Here is a 16,782-nt window from a genome sequence, read left to right as displayed (position 1 = left end):
GTATGGCAATCTCGGCTGGGCGGCGGCGCCGCGTGGCGGGGAAGCGTGTAAAAACGCCGGTGTGGGGGTGCGCTTGAAATGCGACGCGGACGGACCGACCAACTAGAAGTCGATGCAGCGCCCGTTCTTTTCCCAGTCGCCGTAGCGGGTCGGTTCAAGACCTTCGCGACCACCGTGCTCTTTGGGAGCATGCTGCCTGGGAGCGTCGTGCTCCTGGGAAGCGTCCTTGGCGGAAGGCGAGTGGCCTCCCGTAGCGGGTACGGGAGTCGCCGGGGTCTCGGACTCTTGGTCCGAACGTGCTTCCGGGGTGGTTTCGCCTATCATCACAGCGTTAAATATTAATTCCCGGCCCCCATGCCTGACAACCCGCAAGCCTTGCCCGGACAGGTCTTCGCCCTGCCCGGCCAGCGACTCATCGCCCTGGAGGGCCGCGACGCCGCGGTCTTCGCCCAGGCGCAGTTCATGAACGACGTCAAAGCCCTGGCCGACGGCCACTGGCAATGGAGCGGCTGGCTCACGCCCAAAGGCCGTGTGGTGGCGCTGTTTGCGCTGCTTCGCCTGTCCGAGCAGCAGATCTGGCTGGCCGTGCCCGACGCCGATGCCGGCGCGCTGGCATTGGCGCTCAAGCGCTTCGTGTTCCGCAGCAAGGTCGCGATCGAACTGCGTGAAGACCGCGTGATCGAAGGCCGCTTCGGCGCGCCGGAACAGGCCGCGGGCGCTTCTATCGCCGGCAACGCCGACGATTCGCTGGAAATCGACATGAGCGGCGAAGGCGGCGCGCGCGCTTTGCGTATCGTGCCGGTTGCGCAGGCCGCGGCCGCCGATGCGGCGCTGGCGGCGCTGTGGGCGCAGGCCGATCTGCGCCACGGCCTGCCGCGCCTGCCGGCTGCGCAGGCCGAGCAATGGACGCCGCAGCAGCTGTCGCTGGACCGGCTGCGCGCCTACAGCGTCAAGAAAGGCTGCTATCCGGGCCAGGAAATCGTCGCCCGCACCCACTTCCTCGGCAAGGCCAAGCGCGGGTTGGCGCTTTATCGCAGCGAAGGCGAGCTCGAAGCCGGCGCCAAAGCGCTCGCCGGCGAGGATGCGCTGGGAGAAATCGTCGCCGTCGCCGCGCCGTGGGCGCTGGCGGTGATCGGCCTGGACCGCGCGCCCACGCCGGCTCAGACCGGCGCCGCGCAGTTGCAGCCGCAGGCGCTGAGCGCCGGGCTGGAACGCTGAAACGCGCAAGGCGCGGCAATCGCCGCGCCTTGTCCGGCCATCCGCGCGGCGATCGCCGCGCCCTGTCCGGCCGCGCCGCGCTCAGTGGCTCGCGGCGACCGCGTTGGGCGGGAAGTAGAAATCCATCTCCTGGCGCAACGCCAGCACCGCCGGATCCTTGGCGATCTTGGCGGCCGCCTCGGGCACGGTCGACTTGACCCACTCCATGCCGGCCTTGCCCAGGCCGCCGGCTTCCACCGTCCACAGGTTCTGCGCGCGCGTGGCGGTGCGCTCGAAGGTGTAGCTGGTCAGCGGGCGGCCGTTGAGCATGACGTCGTACTTGATCACCAGGCGTTCGCTGCTGACCATCGGGATCAGGCCCAGCGTGCTGCCGGCCAGCACCGCGCTGAGCAGGCCCGCGGCCATGCCGCCGGCGGTCGGGCGCAGGGTGTGGGTGACCATCAGCGACAACGGGCTGCCGACCAGCTCCTTGTCCAGCGCGGCGAAGTTGGGATCGGCCTTGAGCCCGGTGTAGATCTCTTCCTCGGCGACCGAGGCGATGAAGCGCATCGCCGGCAAGGCGCCGGGCTTCGGCGCGACGACAGTGGCGACCGGCGTCGTAGCCGGCGCGGGCGCAGGCGCCGCCGCAGCGGATGCGGATGCCGACGCCTGTGCGGCGGACGCGGGTGCGCCAGCGGGTGCAGGCGCGACGGGCGCAGGCGCAACCGCCGGCGCAGGCACCGGCGACTGGATCGGCGTGCGCGCCGGTTCGTAGGCGCCGGCGCCCAACGGCGCCAGCAGGGACAGCGCAAGCAACGAAGAACGGATCATGGCGGCCCCTTACTGGTAGCAGTTGAGCTGGACGGTGTTGGACAGCGCGGCCTGGTTGGCGACCTGCATGCTGCCCACGCCCTGCGCGCGGATGGTTTCGAACGGCACCTTCTCGCGCTGCAGGAACATCGCCACGTAGCGCCCGTCGAGGGCGAAATTGACGTTCTGCGGAATCAGCCCGAGCTTGGCCATGGCTTCGGCGTTGAGCGTGCTCACCGCCACGCCGAGCAGTTCGCCGTTGTCCGACACGATCGGGCCGCCGCTGTTGCCGGGCTGGATCGGCGCGGAGAACTGGAACATGCCCATCGAACCGCGCGGGCCGCGGCTGGCGCTGACGTTGCCGCGGGTGACGTTGGGCGAATCGCCGAGCAAGCCCTTGAGCGGATAGCCGACGCTGGTGACCGACTCGCCCAGCTCGATCGCCTGGCCCTGGCGCAACCCCAATGCGGTGGCGCGCGGCTTGCCCGAATCGAGCACGGCGACATCGAGCAGGTCGCTGGCGGCGCGCGCCTTGACCGGGAAGGTCGCGCCGTCCTGGTGCGCTTCCAACGCCACGCAGTTGCGCGCCACATGCGCGGCGGTCAGCAGCTGCCCGTCCTTGTTGACGAAGAACGCGGTGCCGGTGCGCAGCGGCTTGCTGCGGTCGACCAGCGCGGTCAGGTCGATCTTCGAAGTCGCCGCGGTGGCCGGGAACTTGGTCGGGTCGGGCTTGAGCGCGGTCTGCACCTGCGCCATCACCTCCTGCACCGCCTGGCGGGTCACCACCTGCGCGCTGGCGCTGAAATTGCCGTACTTCAGCGCCGTGCTCTGCGCGCTGGTGCCGCTGTAGAGCTTCTTGCCGTCGGCGCCGTAGACATCGAAGGGCACGGTCAGGGTCAGCTTGCCGGCTTCGCTCGACCACTTCGGCGCCAGGTCCAGCAGCAGGCCGTAATGCTCGTCCTTGGCCGCCGGCACCACGTGCAACGTGGGGAAATAGCGGCGGCCGACCTCGTCGAGCGCGTCGCCCAGGGCCTTGCCCGGTTCCACCCACATGTTCACGCGCGGCAGGTAGGTGTTGGAGGTCAGCATCGACGGCGGCACGTACACCGCCAGCTCGGCGGCGCTGGGCACGATCGGCGCGTTGTTGCGCGGCGGCGCGGCCAGCGCGGGCACGGCCAGCGCGGCGAGCGCCAGCGCAGCGAAGATCGGGGACACGGACAAACGCATGGGTCGGTTTTCCTAACGCGACCGCACCCGGCGGGCGGAAGCGACCCGGGGCGCGCGGATTCACAGGGACGTCCGGCCCTTGGCTCCCCCTAAGGCCAACCGTGACCGGAGTTTACCCATGAGCGGGCGCTCATCACAGCACCGCTTGCGCCGCCGGTCGCGGACGGGCGCAGCGCCCTGCCCGCCCCCGCCGCGGGTGTCAGAGCCCGCCTTCTCCGCTGGTCGAGCGCGCCAGCGCCTCGCCGGCGTGGTCGCGCTGCTGGCGCCAGTGCTCGTGCCAGGCCTGGAACATCAGCACATTCCACAGGTGGGTGTGCCAGCGCTTCTCGCCGTCGACGAAGGCGCGCCACAGGCCGTCGACCAGATCGACGTCGAAATAGCCTTGCGCGCGCAGCGTGTCCGGATCCAGCAGCGTCTGCGCCCATTCGCGCAGGTCGCCGCGCAGCCATTGCGACACCGGCGCGCCGAAGCCGCGCTTGCCGCGGTCGACCATCGCGTCGGGCAGATAGCGCTTGAGCACGCGCTTGAGCAGATGCTTGCTGCCGCCGTCGTCGCCGCGCTTGTAGTGCAGCGGCAGCGACCAGGCGAACTCGGCCACACGCGTGTCCAGCAGCGGCGCGCGCGCTTCCAGCCCGACCGCCATGCTGGCGCGGTCGACCTTGCACAGCAGGTCGTCGGGCAGATAGACGCTGTAGTCGGCCAGCATCATCGCGTCGGCCGCGCTGCCGCGGCCGTCGAGCGGTTCGGCCAGGTCGTACAGGGTCGGCGGCAGCCGCGCGCCGGGCACCGCCGCCTGCGGGAAGCGCCAGCGCACGATTCGGTTGCGGTAGACATCGCCGATCCCGCGCGCGCCCATTTCCGCGGCGAACGCGGCGAAGCCGCCGGCGCGCGAGGCTTCGCCGTGGCCCTGCGCGCGCCCGGCCAGCCAGCGCCGCAGCGGCGCCGGCACGCGGTGCAGCAGGCTCAGGTTGCGCAGCGCGCGCTCGTAGCGCTTGTAGCCGAAGAACAATTCGTCGCCGCCGTCGCCCGACAGCGCCACCGTGACCAGATCGCGCGCCAGCTTGCACACCAGCGCGGTCGGCACCTGCGAGGCGTCGGCGAAGGGTTCGTCGAACATCGCCGGCAGCCGCGGCACCACCGCCAACGCATCGCCGCCGCTGACGTAGAGCTCGGTGTGTGCGGTGCCCAGGTGCCGCGCCACTTCGAGCGCAAGAGGCGCTTCGTCGTGGTGCGAGCCTTCGAAGCCGATGGTGAAGCTCTGCACCGGCTTGGCGCTGAGCGCCTGCATCAGCGAAGTCACCACCGACGAATCGGTGCCGCCGGACAGGAACACCCCGACCGGCACGTCGGCGACCATGCGCAGGCCGACCGCTTCGCGCAGCAGTTCGTCCAGGCGATCCTCGGCGGCGTCGATGTCGCCGTCGAACGGGTCGGCGATCGCCGCGCGCATGCGCTCGGCGGCGTCCCAATAACGCTGCTGGTCGCGCGCCGGGTCGTGCGCGCCGGGGCCGCGCGCGACGGTCGCGGCGTCGAAGCGCGCGATCGCGCCCGGCGCCAGCTTCCAGGTGTCGGTGTGGATGCAGTACGGCGAAGGCACGTAGTCGTAGCGCAGCAGCAGCGCCAGCGCGTCGCGGTCGACGCCGTTGTCGAACTGCGGATGCCGCCACAACGCCTTGAGTTCGGAGCCGAACACCAGGGTGTCGCCGGCCCAGCCGTAGTACAGCGGCTTCTTGCCGACGCGGTCGCGCGCCAGCCACAGCTCGCCGCGCTCGCGGTCCCACAGGGCGATGGCGAACATGCCGTTGCAGCGCGCGATCGCCGCTTCCACGCCCCATTGCGAGACCGCCGCCAACAGCACTTCGGTGTCGGAATGGCCGCGGAAGCCGTGGCCGAGCCCGCGCAGCTGTTCGCGCAGTTCGGCGAAGTTGTAGACCTCGCCGTTGTAGGCGACGACAAAACGCCCGTCGGCCGAGGCCATCGGCTGATGGCCCAGCGGCGACAGGTCGAGAATGCTCAGCCGGCGATGCGCGAGCGCGATGCCGGCCTGCGGGTCGGCCCAGACGCCGTCGTCGTCGGGACCGCGGTGATGCAGCGCCTCGCCCATCGAAGCGGCGAGCGCCTGCAGATGCTCCTGGTCGAGATCGTTGCGCGGACGCAGCAGTCCGGCCAGTCCGCACATCGGCGTCAGCCCTTCGCCAGCACGTCGGCGGCGCGGACGATGTCCTCTTCGCCCGGAATCACCAGGAACGCCGCGCCGGCCAGCGGGGTGTAGGTGTCGACGCCGACCACGCGCTGCATCGGCACGCCGCCGAAACCGGCCTCGGCCAACGCGGTGATCACGCCCTCGCCCACGCCGGCGCTGCGGCGGCCTTCGTCGACCACGATCACCCGCTTGGCGCCGCGCGCCTGCTCGGCGATGTAGGCGTCGTTGAGCGGCACCAGCCAGCGCAGGTCGACCACGCGGGCCTTCCAGCCGTGGGCCTGTTCGATCTGACGGGCGGCACGCAAGCTCATCGGGACACCGTTGCCATACGTGAAGATCACCAGGTCGTCGCCCTCACCATACACCCGGCCCTCGCCCAGCGGCATGGCCTGGTCCGGCGCCGGGTACGAGGTCAGCCACTGGCCGTCGCCGGCTTCGTACAGGTCCTTGGTCATGTACAACGCGATCGGCTCCAGGAACACGGCCACGCGGCCGTCGACCTTGGCCAGCGCGGCCAGGGTGCGCAGCATGGTCGCCGCGTCGTCGCCGCGCGAGGGGCAACCCACGACGAGGCCGGGGATGTCGCGCAGCGCGGTGATCGAGTTGTCGTTGTGGAAGTGGCCGCCGAAACCGCGCTGATAGCCCAGGCCGGCGATGCGCACGACCATCGGGTTTTGATACTGGTTGTTGCTGAAGAACTGCAGCGACGCCGCCTCGCCGCGGATCTGGTCGCAGGCGTTGTGGAAGTACGCCAGGTACTGGATTTCCGGGATCGGCAGCAGGCCGACGTTGGCGAAGCCCTGGGCCAGGCCGAGGATCATGGTCTCGTCGAGCAAGGTGTTGAACACCCGGCGCGGGCCGAACGCCTTCTGCAGGCCCTTGGTGACGGTGTAGACGCCGCCCTTCTGCGCCACGTCCTCGCCGAACAGCAAGGTTTCGGGGTACTTGGCGAACAGGTCGTGCAGCGCGTTGTTGATCTGGATCGCCAGATGCCGCGGCGGCTGCGCTTCGGGCAGCTTGGCCTCGCTGCCGAAGGCCTGCAGGCGGCGCTCGCTGTAATCCGCGCGCCCGGCTTCGGCCGCGACCGCGGCCGGCGTGTACGGCGCCAGCGGCGCGATCACGTGTTCCAGCGTTTCGATCTTGGGCCGGCGGTCGGCTTCCTCGGCCGCGGCGAAGCAACGCTGGCGCGTGGCTTCGTAGAGGTCGAGCACGTCGTCCTTCGACATCAAGCCCGACTCCAGCGCGATCGCCGCCGAGCGCAGCAACGGATCGCTGGCCTCGACCGCGCACAGCTCCTCGACCGAGCGCCATTCGATTTCGAAATCGGTGCCGGCGTGGCCCATGATGCGGGTGGTGCGCAGGTGCAGGAAGGTCGGGCGGCGGGTGCTGCGGCAATGCTCGACTGCGCGCTGCACGTCGGCGTAGCCGCTGGCGAGGTCCAGGCCGTCGGCAGCGAAATAGTCCAGCCCGTCCATGTTGCGGAAACGGTTGCCGATCCAGCCGCCCGGCGTCTTCACCGAGATGCCGATGCCGTTGTCCTCGCACACGAACAACACCGGCGCCGGCAGCTTCTGGTACGCGGTCCAGGCGGCGGCGTTGAACGCGGTCTGGGCGGTGGCGTGGTTGGCCGAGGCGTCGCCGAACGAGCAGATGGCGATGCTGTCGTCGGGAATCGGCAGGCCGTGGCCGAGGCGGCGCGCGGTCTCGATGGCCACCGCGGTGCCCAGCGCCTTGGGCAGATGCGAGGCGATGGTCGAGGTCTGCGGCAGCACCCACAACGGCTTGCTGCCCCACACCTTGTGGCGGCCGCCGGACGCGGGATCTTCGGCGCTGGCGGCGAACGACAGCGCCGAATCCATCACCGGATCCATGCCCGGCAGCTTGCGGAAGCGCTCGGCCATGAAGCCGCCGCTGCGGTAGTGCAGGAACGCCGGATCGGTGTGGCGCGCCGCGCGCGCGACCATCGCATTGCCTTCGTGGCCGCTGGAGCCGATGGTGTAGAAGACCTTGTTCTGCACCCGCAGCACCCGCGCCATCAGGTCGAGGTGGCGGCTGATCAACTGCGATTCGAACAGTTCGCGAAAGCCGCGCGCGTCCAGCGCGCTGCCGTCGAGGATGGCTTCGCCCGGCGCCGGACGCGCGTCGCTGCGGCCGTTCCAGGCTTTGACGAACTCGACGAAATTGACGTCGCAGATTTCGGCCCGGTTGAGGCCCTTCATGCGCGCCGGAATCGGGCTCGCGACCGGGTTGAAGTTCGGCGTCTGGCTGAAGATCGAAGACTGCGGTTGCGCTGACATCGGGGACTCCGCCGCCCTGTGCGGGCCGGCTCGACTAGGGGGAATTCAGGAAGAAGCGAGGGTCGCGGCGATCCGCTGCGCGGCCTGCGCGTCGGGTTCGGGCAAGGCGACGAAGCCCGCGGTGGCGCGCACCCGCGCCAGCCAATCGCGCAGCGCCGGATACGCGTCCAAAGCGATGCCGCCGTGCGGGGCGACATCGGTATAGGCGAACAAGGCGATGTCGGCGATGCCGTAGCGCTCGCCGGTGAACCACGCATTGGTCTGCAAGTGGCGCTCCATCACCGCCAGCGCCTGGTGGCCGCGCTCGCGCAGCGCCGGCAGGTCGGCGCGGCGCGGCGAATCCAGCGGCGTCCAGCCGGCGATGGAGCGGGCCACGGCGATGCACGGCTCGTGGCTGTATTGCTCGAAGTTCATCCAGCTCAGCGCCTGCGCGCGCTGCCACAGGTCGGCCGGCAGGAACGCGCTGCCGTCGGCCAGGTAGTAGAGGATCGCGTTGGATTCGCACAGCGTGCGGCCGTCGCCGAAATCCACCACCGGCACCTTGCCGTTGGGATTGAGGGCGAGGAACTGCGCGGTGCGGGTCTCGCCGCGGCTGCTGTCGACCTCGACCCAGCGATAGCGCTCGCCGAGTTGCTCCAGCAGCAGGCGCAGCTTGTGGCAGTTGCCGGACGGCGAGAAGCCGTGGACGGTGATCACGCCGCCGCCCCGGCCTTGCGCCGCGCGCGCCATTCCTCGCGGCTTTGCCCCCACACTTCCACTTCTTTCTCGTGGAAGGGTTCGGGCAAGCGGTCCTGGCGCAGGTAGCGCGAGCCGAGCTTACGCGCCACGCCCTTCGAAGCGAGGTTGCCGGCGTCGATGGTGTGGATCACCTCGCTCCAGCCCAGGTGATCGAAGGCCCAGTCGATGGCGGCAGTCGCGCCTTCGCTGGCGTAGCCCTTGCCGCCTTCGCTCTCGACGATGCCCCAGCCGACCTCGGTGCCCGGCCAGCCTTCCGGCTGCCACGGGCCGAGCCGGCCGATCCAGCGCCCGGAAGACTTTTCGTAGACGGAGAAGAAACCATAGCCGAGCGCGGCCCAGGAGCCGATCACCGACATCATCCCGCGCCAGGCTATCGGCCGCGGCTGCGGGCCGCCGATGTACTGCAGATAGTCGCCGGCGCTCATGAAATCGGCCCAGGCGTCGAAATCCTCCAGCCGCGGCGGGCGCAGGATCAGGCGCGGGGTTTCCAGTTCGATGTCGGCGATCGTCATCATGGATCGTTTTCCCCTTGCGCCCGCTAGCCTTCGTAAAGCCCTTCTCCCGCCTGCGGGAGAGGGGTTGGGGTGAGGGCCGCTGGGGCCAGCGGCACCGCGCGCCCTCATCCGGCCCTTCGGGCCACCTTCTCCTGCACGCGGGAGAAGGAACAGCGTTGCCGCATCGCGCGGCGCAGCCTCAGAACGCGTTGATCCCGGTCAGCTCGCGGCCCACGACCAACTGGTGCACGGTCTCGGTGCCCTCGTAGGTGATGACCGATTCCAGGTTCAGCGCGTGGCGGATCGCCGAATGCTCGGTGGTGATGCCGGCGCCGCCGAGCAGGTCGCGGCATTCGCGCGCGATGTCGATGGCCATGCGGCAGTTGTTCCACTTCGCCAGCGAGACCTGGGTCGGCTGCATGTTGCCGGCGTCCTTGAGGCGGCCGAGCTGCACCACCAGCAACTGCGCCAGGGTGATGCGGCGCGCCATCTCGGCCATCTTGATCTGCGCCGACTGGGTCGCCGCGACCGGACGGTTGAACAGGATGCGTTCCTTGGTGTAGCCCAGCACTTCGTCCAGGCAGGCGATGGCCGCGCCGATCGGGCCCCAGGTGATGCCGTAGCGGGCCTGGGTCAGGCAGCCCAGCGGGCCCTTGAGGCCTTTGACGTTGGGCAGGCGGTTGGCGTCGGGCACGCGCACGTTGTCGAAGAACAGCGACGAGGTCACCGACGCGCGCAGGCTCATCTTGTGCTTGATTTCCTGGGCGGCGAAACCGGGCATGCCCTTCTCGACCACGAAACCCTGGATGCCGTCCTCGGTCTGCGCCCAGACGATGGCGATGTCGGCGAGGTTGCCGTTGGTGATCCACATCTTGGAGCCGTTGAGGACCCAGTCGCCGCCGTCGCGCTTGGCGTTGGTCTTCATGTTGGCCGGATCCGAGCCGCCGTGCGGTTCGGTCAGGCCGAAGCAGCCGATGATCTCGCCGCGGGCCATGCCCGGCAGCCAGCGCTGACGCTGCTCTTCGCTGCCGTAGGCGTAGATCGGGTACATGCACAGCGAGGACTGCACGCTGACGAAGCTGCGGATGCCGCTATCGCCGCGCTCGAGCTCCTGGCAGATCAGGCCGTAGCTGACCGCGTTGAGGCCGGCGCAACCGTACTGCTCGGGCAGCGAGGAACCCAGCAAACCGAGCCCGGCGATCTCCGGAACCAGCTCCTTGGGAAACCGGCCCTGGTCGAAGGCGTCGCCGATGATCGGGATCACGCGCTCGTCGGTGAAGCGGGCCACGGTGTCCTGTACGGCGCGCTCCTCTTCGCTGAGCAGGGAACGGACGTCGTAAAGATCGTAGGGATGCAGGGCCATCGCGCTCAGAGACCTTGTTCGGGGCAGAAAGACGGCCATTGTAATGGCCGGGCGTAGCCGGGGTAAGGCCACAGCGGGCGGATAACCGCGAACGCGGCGCTTATCGCGCCGGCGGAAGCGGTTTCCGTGCGCGCGCGCATGCGCCTGCGACGCGGCGCGGGAGCGCTGTTTTCAAGGGATTTCCGGCGCACACGAGAAAGCCTTCGGCGCGCGGCGCCAGCGGCGAAGAAAATATCGCCGCGCGCGTCCGGCCGCCCGGCCGCACAGAAAATTTATTCTTTCGCGCAGCCCTTCACGCAAAAAAAAACGGGGCCGGCTCGACCGGCCCCGCTTTATCGCGACGCTTGCGCCCTGCGCGGGCGCCGATTCGATCAACCGCGGCCCGGGGCCGCCAGCGAGGCGGTTTGGGTCACCACCTGGCCGTTGACCACCGGCAGGCGCTGGGTCGGGCGCTCGTCCATGCGCACGGTCTGCTCCTGGCCCTGGTAACGGTAGGTCACGTTGTAGCCGACCACCTTGTTTTCCGAACCCAGCGAGATGCGGCTGCCGGGCTTGGTCTCGGTGCGCATGGTGCCGGTGGTGCCGTCGGGATTGCGGTAGGTCACGTTGTAGGCGACCACCTTGCTCGACTGCGAGGTGTCGGACACGGTGTGGCACTGGCGCTCGGTCTTGTTGACCACGCGGCCGCCGACGTGATTGCGGTCGATGCGGTTGCCGACGAAGCCGCCGGCCACTGCGCCCGCGGCGGTCGCGGCCTTGCGGCCGTTGCCCTTGCCGATCTGGTTGCCGAGCAGGCCGCCGACCACCGCGCCGACCACGGTGCCGCCGACGTTGCCGTCGCGCTCGGGCAGGCGCTCTTGCACCACCACGTCCTCGCACACTTCGCGCGGGGTCGAGACGGTGTTGGTCTCGCGCACCGGATCGGTGCCGATCACGGTCGCATAGAGTTTTTCTTTCTGGTTGATCGGCTTGACGTTGACCACGTCGGCGTAATCGACCTGCGGCTGGGTGTTGATCGCGCCGGTGGCGGCGAGGTCGCCGGCCGGGGTGGCGCCGTTGACCGGCGCCTCCGGCGCCGGCGCCGGGATCGTGGCCGGGGTCAGCGCGGCCGCCGGCGCGGCGGGGCCGCGGAAGCTCTGGAAAGCCGCGACCGCCACGCCGCCTACCAACAGCGACGCGATAGCGACAGCAATCAAATTCTTGTTCATTTGGAGCCTCCTGCAGCGGGGGAACCGCGGTGGTCGTCGGTACGATCCTTACAATTTGTAAAGATCGCGTTGGGCGGACTAATTCCACCACTGGAAAGCTGAACCGGTGCCTATTGAATCGGCCCTATTTGGCGCCAATCTGTCCCTGGAATGAACCCCGCGCCGGCCGCGTGCTAGCGTGTTTGCCAACTGCATCACACCCACCCGCCCAACGCCATGGCCAATCCGCTGCTCGCTCCCCTGATGGGTTTCCTCGGCCGCCTGAGCTATCCGCGGCTGTTCCTGCTGACCGCCGGCCTGTTCGCGCTGGACCTGGTGGTGCCCGACTTCATCCCGTTCATCGACGAGCTGCTGCTCGGCCTGGGCACCTTGCTGCTGGCCAACTGGAAGAAGCGCAAGCAGCCGAGCATCGAGCCGCCGCCGGCGCCGCGCTGAACCGCGCCGCAGCAGGCCCGTCGTGCTGATCGACAGCCACTGCCACCTCGACGCGCCGGAATTCGATCCGGACCGCGCCGAAGTGGTCGCGCGCGCGCGCGCCGCCGGCGTGCACGCGCAGGTGGTGCCGGCGATCGACGCCGCCGGCTGGCCCAAGCTGCGCGAGGTCTGCGCCGCCTCGCCGGGACTGCATCCGGCCTACGGCCTGCACCCGATGTTCCTGGACTCGCACCGCCGCGAGCACCTGCCGCTGCTGCGCGAATGGCTGCAGCGCGAGCGCCCGTGCGCGGTCGGCGAATGCGGGCTGGACTATTACATCGAAGGTCTGGACCGCGACGCGCAGTCGTTCTATTTCGACGGCCAGCTGGAGCTCGCGCGCGAGTTCGACCTGCCGCTGATCGTGCACGCGCGCCACGCGGTGGACGCGGTGATCGCCGCGATCCGCCGGGTCGGCGGCTTGCGCGGCGTGGTGCACAGCTATTCGGGCAGCGAAGAGCAGGCCCAGCAGCTGTGGAAACAAGGCTTCCTGCTCGGCCTGGGCGGGCCGGTGACCTACGAGCGCGCGCAACGGCTGCGGCGCATCGCGGCGACGATGCCGCTGGAATTCCTGCTGCTGGAAACCGACGCGCCGGACCAGCCCGATGCCGGCATCCGCGGCCAGCGCAACGAGCCGGCGCGGCTGGCGGAGGTTTGCGCGACCATCGCGCAGTTGCGCGGAGTGTCGGCGCAGGAAGTGGCGCAGGCGACTTCGGCCAATGCGCGGCGGTTGTTCGGGTTGGATGCGCAAGCGCCGGAAGAACAGCGTCGGGACTGAAGTCCCTCCCACAAGAGCAAGCTTCCCCACAACAGCAAGCCCATCCCACAAAGCGCTGCCTGCAGCGACTTCAGTCGTACTCTTGTGGGAGGGACTTCAGTCCCGACGCTTGTCGGCCAGACACCGCGAATCAAACCGTCGCCGCTTTGCCCTTCAACAAAATCTCCAGCGCCCGCCCCACCGCCGCGAACGCGAACACCCCGGTGATGTGCGTCGCCGCGCCCAGCCCGGCGCCGCAATCGAGCTTGAGCGCGGCGTCGCCGTCGAGCTTCGGCCGCAGCCCGCACACCGTGCCGTCTGGCTGCGGGTACTTCACGTTCTCCAGCGAATAGATCGCCGACACGCTGAAGTAGCGGCTGGCGTTCTTGGGGAAATTGAATTCGCTGCGCAGCTTCTTGCGGATCAGCGCCAGCATCGCGTCGTGCTCGGTGCGCGACAGATCGCGCACCCGCACCAGGGTCGGATCGGTGCGGCCGCCGGCCGAGCCGACCACGATCACCGGCCGCTTGCGCCGCCGGCACCAGGCGATCAGCTCGACCTTGCTGCGGAAGCTGTCGCAGGCGTCCAGGACCACATCGAAGTCGCGATCGAGCAGTTCGGAAAGGTTGGACGGGGTGAGAAAACTCTGCACCGCATCGACCTCGATCGCCGGATTGATCGCGCGGCAGCGCTCGGCCATCGCCTCGACTTTGGCCCGGCCGTACTGCCCGGCCAGCGCCGGCAACTGGCGGTTGGTATTGGACACGCACAGGTCGTCGGCGTCGATCAGGGTCAGGTGGCCGATGCCGGTGCGCGCCAGCGCTTCCACCGCCCACGAACCGACCCCGCCCATGCCGACCACGGCCACGCGGCATTGGCGGAAGCGGGCGACGGCGCCCTGGCCGTAGAGCCGGTCGATGCCGGCGAAGCGCTCTTGCCAGATGGCGTCGGCGGCGGAAACGGAAGTGTCGGAAGCGATGGCGTTCATTGCGCCTATTGTAAGCGGCGCGGCCGCGCGCGCCGTCCCGGGGCGTGGAAAACAGCGGGCCGCAGGCGCGCCGGTGCGGCGCCCGCGACCGCGAGCCGCGCTCGCATGCCCCGGTTGCGAGACCCGGCTGCGAGCCCCGATTCCGGCACGAAGAACTCGCGCGCGCCGGCCGCGCAAGGTCGCCTGCGCCCTGCCCGCCCCCGCGCCGCGCATGACCTCAAGCTCACATCCGCGCGTGCTATCGTGCCGCGATCTTGGATGGAGGCCAGGCAATGAGCGACACCCAGCCCACCACCGCCGCCGCGCCGAAGCGCAAAGGCAATGGTTCGAAGTACCTGTTCCTGTTTCTGATCGGCCTGGTCGGCGGCATCGTCGCCACGGTGATGGCGATGAACGCCTTGAATCAGCGCAAGGACCATTTCCCCGACAGCGTCATGCACGTGCAGGCCTGGCATCTGGGCGAGCTCAACGGCAAGGTCAAGCAGAACCGCTGCGCGGCCACCGACACGCTGCCGCACATCAAGACCCTGCGCACGATGGCCGACGACCTCGACCCGGCCTTCCCCGGGCTCAAGGACGATCCGCGCTTCTCCCAGCATTCGGCCAAGATGCGCGCCGCGCTCGACAACGCCCTGGCCAATCCGCCGGTGAGCTGCGCCGGCGTCACCACCGTGGCCGAACAGATCGGCGAGGCCTGCAAGGCCTGCCATCAGGATTTCCGCGGCTGAGCGCAACGCCCGCATCGCGGCACCGCGACGGCGCGGCCCCTCGGGGTCGCGCCGTTCGCGTTTCGGGCCGGCGCCGATCCGCGCCCGGCACCGCACGACCGGTCGCCTCTGGCAACCTGAACGCGTACTCCAACCGGCACCGCCAAGGCGCCGGAATTGAACACCCGTTCACGTAGCGGCTTTTAGCTTGGCAAGCGCGTGGCGACGGTTCGCCACTTCGCATCGCACAACGCAGGAGCCTGCAATGAATACCAAGAACATCCGTTTGCTGGGCGTCGCTGCGGCGGCTTCGCTGGCCCTGGCCGGCTGCGCCACCTCGGGTTATGGCGGCGGCGGCGGTTATGGCGGCGGCGGGTACAACAACAACTATCCGCAGCAGCCGCAGCCGGGCTACGGCAACCAGAACCGCTGCTACGACTGCGGCATCGTCACCCGGATCGAGCAGATCAGCACCCAGAGCACCGCCCCCAGCGCCACCGGCGCGGTGCTCGGCGGTCTGGTCGGCGCGGTCGCCGGCCGCAAGATCGCCGACGACCACACCGACAGCACCGGCCGCAAGAACACCGCCGCCGTGGCCGGCGCGGTCGCCGGCGCGGTCGCCGGCAACGCCATCCAGAACCGGGTCGGCGCGCCGAGCTACAACGTCTACGTGCGCATGGACGACGGCCGCACCCAGGTCGTCACCCAGAAGAACCTCGACGGCATCCGCGAGAACACCTATGTGCGCGTGGCCAACGGCCGCGTCTACATCCGCTGAGCGCGCCGCGCCCGCGGGCGCGATGAAACAATGTAACGAGAAAAAACGGCCCGCATCACGGGCCGTTTTTTTTGTGTCGGCCAGGTTTCAAGTCCACCAACGACATCACGATTGGCCGCGGAACTAATGCACTAATCGATCTCTTCATCGGCCCGGCCCTGCGCTAGCGTCGTTGCGCCCCGTATCGCGGGCCTCGTCATCGCAAGATCAGGAGATCGGAATGAACCTTCGCTTCGTGCATGTGGTTTCCGTGGGCGCCGTGCTGTCGGGCGCGATCGCCGCCGCCGTGGCCACGCCGCCGTCGGCCGGGCAGAACAATCCGCTGCGCGTCGGCATCGTTGCCGCCACCGGCGCCGGCGACGATTTCCTCGGCGCGGTCGAGATCACCCTCACCAACACCAGCAACAAGACCCTGCGCCTGCCCTCGTGGCAGCTGCCGGACAACGAGTTCGACGCCAAGCTGTTCTCGATCAGCTTCAACGGCGAGCCGGTCGCCTACGAGGGCAAGATGGTCAAGCGCGGCGTGCCGGAGGCGAAGGACTTCACCATCCTGCGGCCGGGCCAGACCGTGCGCCGCACCGTCGACCTCGCCGCCGGCTACGACCTGTCGCGCACCGGCCAGTACGTGGTCGCCTTCCGCGCGCCGCTGCAGCACGCGTCCACATCCGACCGAGTCATGCTGCACCAGGCCAACGGCCTGCCGATGAGCGCGCAGAGCGCGCCGCTGCAGCTGTGGGTCAACGGCGTCGACCGCCTCGGCGGCGCCAGCCTCGCCGCGGCCAAGAAGCCCGACGCCGGCACCAAGGCGGTGGTCAACGGCGTCAACTACGTCGGCTGCACCAGCGCGCGCACCAGCAGCGCCGGCCAGGCCGTGGTGCAGGCGCGCGCCTACGCCGAAAACGCCAAGGGCTATCTCAACGGCGGCACCGTCGGCCCGCGCTACACCACCTGGTTCGGCGCCTACACCTCCAGCCGCTACTCGACCGCGCGCTCGCACTTCCAGGCCATCGACACCGCGCTGGATCAGAGCAACGGCCAGATCACCATCAACTGCGGCTGCACCAGCAGCGCCTACGCCTACGTGTATGCGAACCAGCCGTACCAGATCTACGTGTGCAACGCGTTCTGGAACGCGCCGCTGACCGGCACCGACTCCAAGGCCGGCACCCTGGTCCACGAGATGAGCCACTTCACCGTGGTGGCCGGCACCGACGACCACGCCTACGGCCAGTCCGCGGCCAAGAGCCTGGCCACGAGCAACCCGACCAACGCGCTCGACAACGCCGACAACCACGAGTACTTCGCCGAAAACACCCCGTTCCAGAACTGAGTTCGCGCTTACGTTCGAACCCAGCCGGAAGCGATGCGGCGGCGCCTGCCGCCGCATCGCCCACGCTGCCAGCGGCCCGCCTTGTGCGGGCCGTTTTTTTGTGTCGGGACTCAACCCCGCAGGCGCGCTCGATGCGTTGGATGGTTCGAGCCGGCGCAGCAAGCGCGTGGCCCGCCAGGACGGCGGCGGAGGCGGCACGGGAGGCGAGGCCCGC

17 protein-coding genes are annotated in these 16,782 nt (G+C 69.4%); 7 read left to right on the top strand and 10 right to left on the bottom strand.

Annotated features, from left to right (window positions below; all coding sequences use genetic code 11):
* Nucleotides 1-102: 102 nt before the first annotated feature.
* The gene (locus BLU84_RS08675) at nucleotides 103-324 is read right to left on the bottom strand and encodes a DUF1674 domain-containing protein (RefSeq protein ID WP_074865297.1); all 222 of its coding nucleotides are present in this window, start codon (nucleotides 322-324) and stop codon (nucleotides 103-105) included.
* 30 nt (nucleotides 325-354) lie between these two features.
* On the opposite strand from BLU84_RS08675, the gene ygfZ reads away from it, so the two are divergent.
* Entirely contained in the window at nucleotides 355-1,218 is an 864-nt protein-coding gene (gene ygfZ, locus BLU84_RS08670) for a CAF17-like 4Fe-4S cluster assembly/insertion protein YgfZ (RefSeq protein ID WP_074865294.1), read from the top strand.
* Nucleotides 1,219-1,299: 81 nt separating this feature from the next.
* On the opposite strand, the gene BLU84_RS08665 is transcribed toward ygfZ, so the two are convergent.
* Nucleotides 1,300-1,767: a hypothetical protein gene (locus BLU84_RS08665; RefSeq protein WP_074865291.1), complete on the bottom strand. Its 468-nt coding sequence runs from the start codon at nucleotides 1,765-1,767 to the stop codon at nucleotides 1,300-1,302.
* On the opposite strand from BLU84_RS08665, the gene BLU84_RS26280 reads away from it, so the two are divergent.
* Nucleotides 1,757-1,972, top strand: coding sequence for a hypothetical protein (locus BLU84_RS26280; RefSeq protein ID WP_139174834.1), 216 nt, complete (start codon nucleotides 1,757-1,759; stop codon nucleotides 1,970-1,972). The genes BLU84_RS08665 and BLU84_RS26280 overlap by 11 nt on opposite strands.
* Nucleotides 1,973-2,037: 65 nt before the next feature.
* Here the strand turns inward: BLU84_RS26280 and BLU84_RS08660 are convergent, their stop codons facing one another.
* From BLU84_RS08660 to BLU84_RS08630, 7 genes are all read right to left on the bottom strand, one after another.
* Entirely contained in the window at nucleotides 2,038-3,234 is a 1,197-nt protein-coding gene (locus tag BLU84_RS08660) for a S1 family peptidase (RefSeq protein ID WP_074865289.1), read from the bottom strand.
* Between the two features lie 199 nt (nucleotides 3,235-3,433).
* Nucleotides 3,434-5,413, bottom strand: a complete 1,980-nt coding sequence (asnB, locus tag BLU84_RS08655) for an asparagine synthase (glutamine-hydrolyzing) (protein ID WP_074865286.1) — start codon at nucleotides 5,411-5,413, stop codon at nucleotides 3,434-3,436.
* Between the two features lie 5 nt (nucleotides 5,414-5,418).
* Complete coding sequence (locus BLU84_RS08650) at nucleotides 5,419-7,656, bottom strand: thiamine pyrophosphate-dependent enzyme (protein ID WP_074866498.1); 2,238 nt, start codon at nucleotides 7,654-7,656, stop codon at nucleotides 5,419-5,421.
* Nucleotides 7,657-7,779: 123 nt separating this feature from the next.
* Complete coding sequence (locus BLU84_RS08645) at nucleotides 7,780-8,430, bottom strand: glutathione S-transferase family protein (protein WP_232518461.1); 651 nt, start codon at nucleotides 8,428-8,430, stop codon at nucleotides 7,780-7,782.
* Nucleotides 8,427-8,984 carry a GNAT family N-acetyltransferase gene (locus BLU84_RS08640; protein ID WP_074866496.1) on the bottom strand — a complete coding sequence of 186 codons (558 nt, stop codon included), beginning with the start codon at nucleotides 8,982-8,984 and terminating at the stop codon, nucleotides 8,427-8,429. Before BLU84_RS08640 ends, BLU84_RS08645 begins: the two co-directional genes overlap by 4 nt.
* A 181-nt stretch (nucleotides 8,985-9,165) precedes the next feature.
* Nucleotides 9,166-10,329 carry an acyl-CoA dehydrogenase family protein gene (locus BLU84_RS08635; protein ID WP_074865279.1) on the bottom strand — a complete coding sequence of 388 codons (1,164 nt, stop codon included), beginning with the start codon at nucleotides 10,327-10,329 and terminating at the stop codon, nucleotides 9,166-9,168.
* 371 nt (nucleotides 10,330-10,700) lie between these two features.
* Entirely contained in the window at nucleotides 10,701-11,537 is an 837-nt protein-coding gene (locus BLU84_RS08630; protein WP_074865277.1) for a glycine zipper 2TM domain-containing protein, read from the bottom strand.
* Nucleotides 11,538-11,753: 216 nt separating this feature from the next.
* Between BLU84_RS08630 and BLU84_RS08625 the strand changes: the two genes are divergently transcribed.
* Together BLU84_RS08625 and BLU84_RS08620 are read left to right on the top strand one after the other, a co-directional pair.
* Nucleotides 11,754-11,972, top strand: a complete 219-nt coding sequence (locus tag BLU84_RS08625; protein WP_074865274.1) for a DUF6116 family protein — start codon at nucleotides 11,754-11,756, stop codon at nucleotides 11,970-11,972.
* 25 nt (nucleotides 11,973-11,997) lie between these two features.
* On the top strand, nucleotides 11,998-12,786 hold the full coding sequence (locus BLU84_RS08620) for a TatD family hydrolase (protein WP_074866493.1): 789 nt from the start codon (nucleotides 11,998-12,000) through the stop codon (nucleotides 12,784-12,786).
* Nucleotides 12,787-12,916: 130 nt separating this feature from the next.
* On the opposite strand, the gene BLU84_RS08615 is transcribed toward BLU84_RS08620, so the two are convergent.
* Entirely contained in the window at nucleotides 12,917-13,753 is an 837-nt protein-coding gene (locus BLU84_RS08615; protein ID WP_074865269.1) for a tRNA threonylcarbamoyladenosine dehydratase, read from the bottom strand.
* Nucleotides 13,754-14,025: 272 nt separating this feature from the next.
* On the opposite strand from BLU84_RS08615, the gene BLU84_RS08610 reads away from it, so the two are divergent.
* The 3 genes from BLU84_RS08610 (at nucleotide 14,026) to BLU84_RS08600 (ending at nucleotide 16,568) form a co-directional block, all read left to right on the top strand.
* Entirely contained in the window at nucleotides 14,026-14,481 is a 456-nt protein-coding gene (locus BLU84_RS08610) for a cytochrome c (protein WP_074865265.1), read from the top strand.
* Between the two features lie 244 nt (nucleotides 14,482-14,725).
* Nucleotides 14,726-15,238, top strand: a complete 513-nt coding sequence (locus BLU84_RS08605) for a glycine zipper 2TM domain-containing protein (protein ID WP_074865263.1) — start codon at nucleotides 14,726-14,728, stop codon at nucleotides 15,236-15,238.
* 220 nt (nucleotides 15,239-15,458) lie between these two features.
* Nucleotides 15,459-16,568 (top strand): M35 family metalloendopeptidase, encoded by a 1,110-nt coding sequence (locus BLU84_RS08600; RefSeq protein ID WP_074865259.1) that lies wholly within the window; start codon nucleotides 15,459-15,461, stop codon nucleotides 16,566-16,568.
* Nucleotides 16,569-16,782: the final 214 nt, after the last annotated feature.

The organism is Lysobacter enzymogenes (assembly GCF_900106525.1).
In the GTDB taxonomy this organism is placed as follows: domain Bacteria; phylum Pseudomonadota; class Gammaproteobacteria; order Xanthomonadales; family Xanthomonadaceae; genus Lysobacter; species Lysobacter enzymogenes.
The sequence above is the reverse complement of the archived record's forward strand: the minus strand, read 5'-3'. Positions and strand labels throughout refer to the sequence as shown.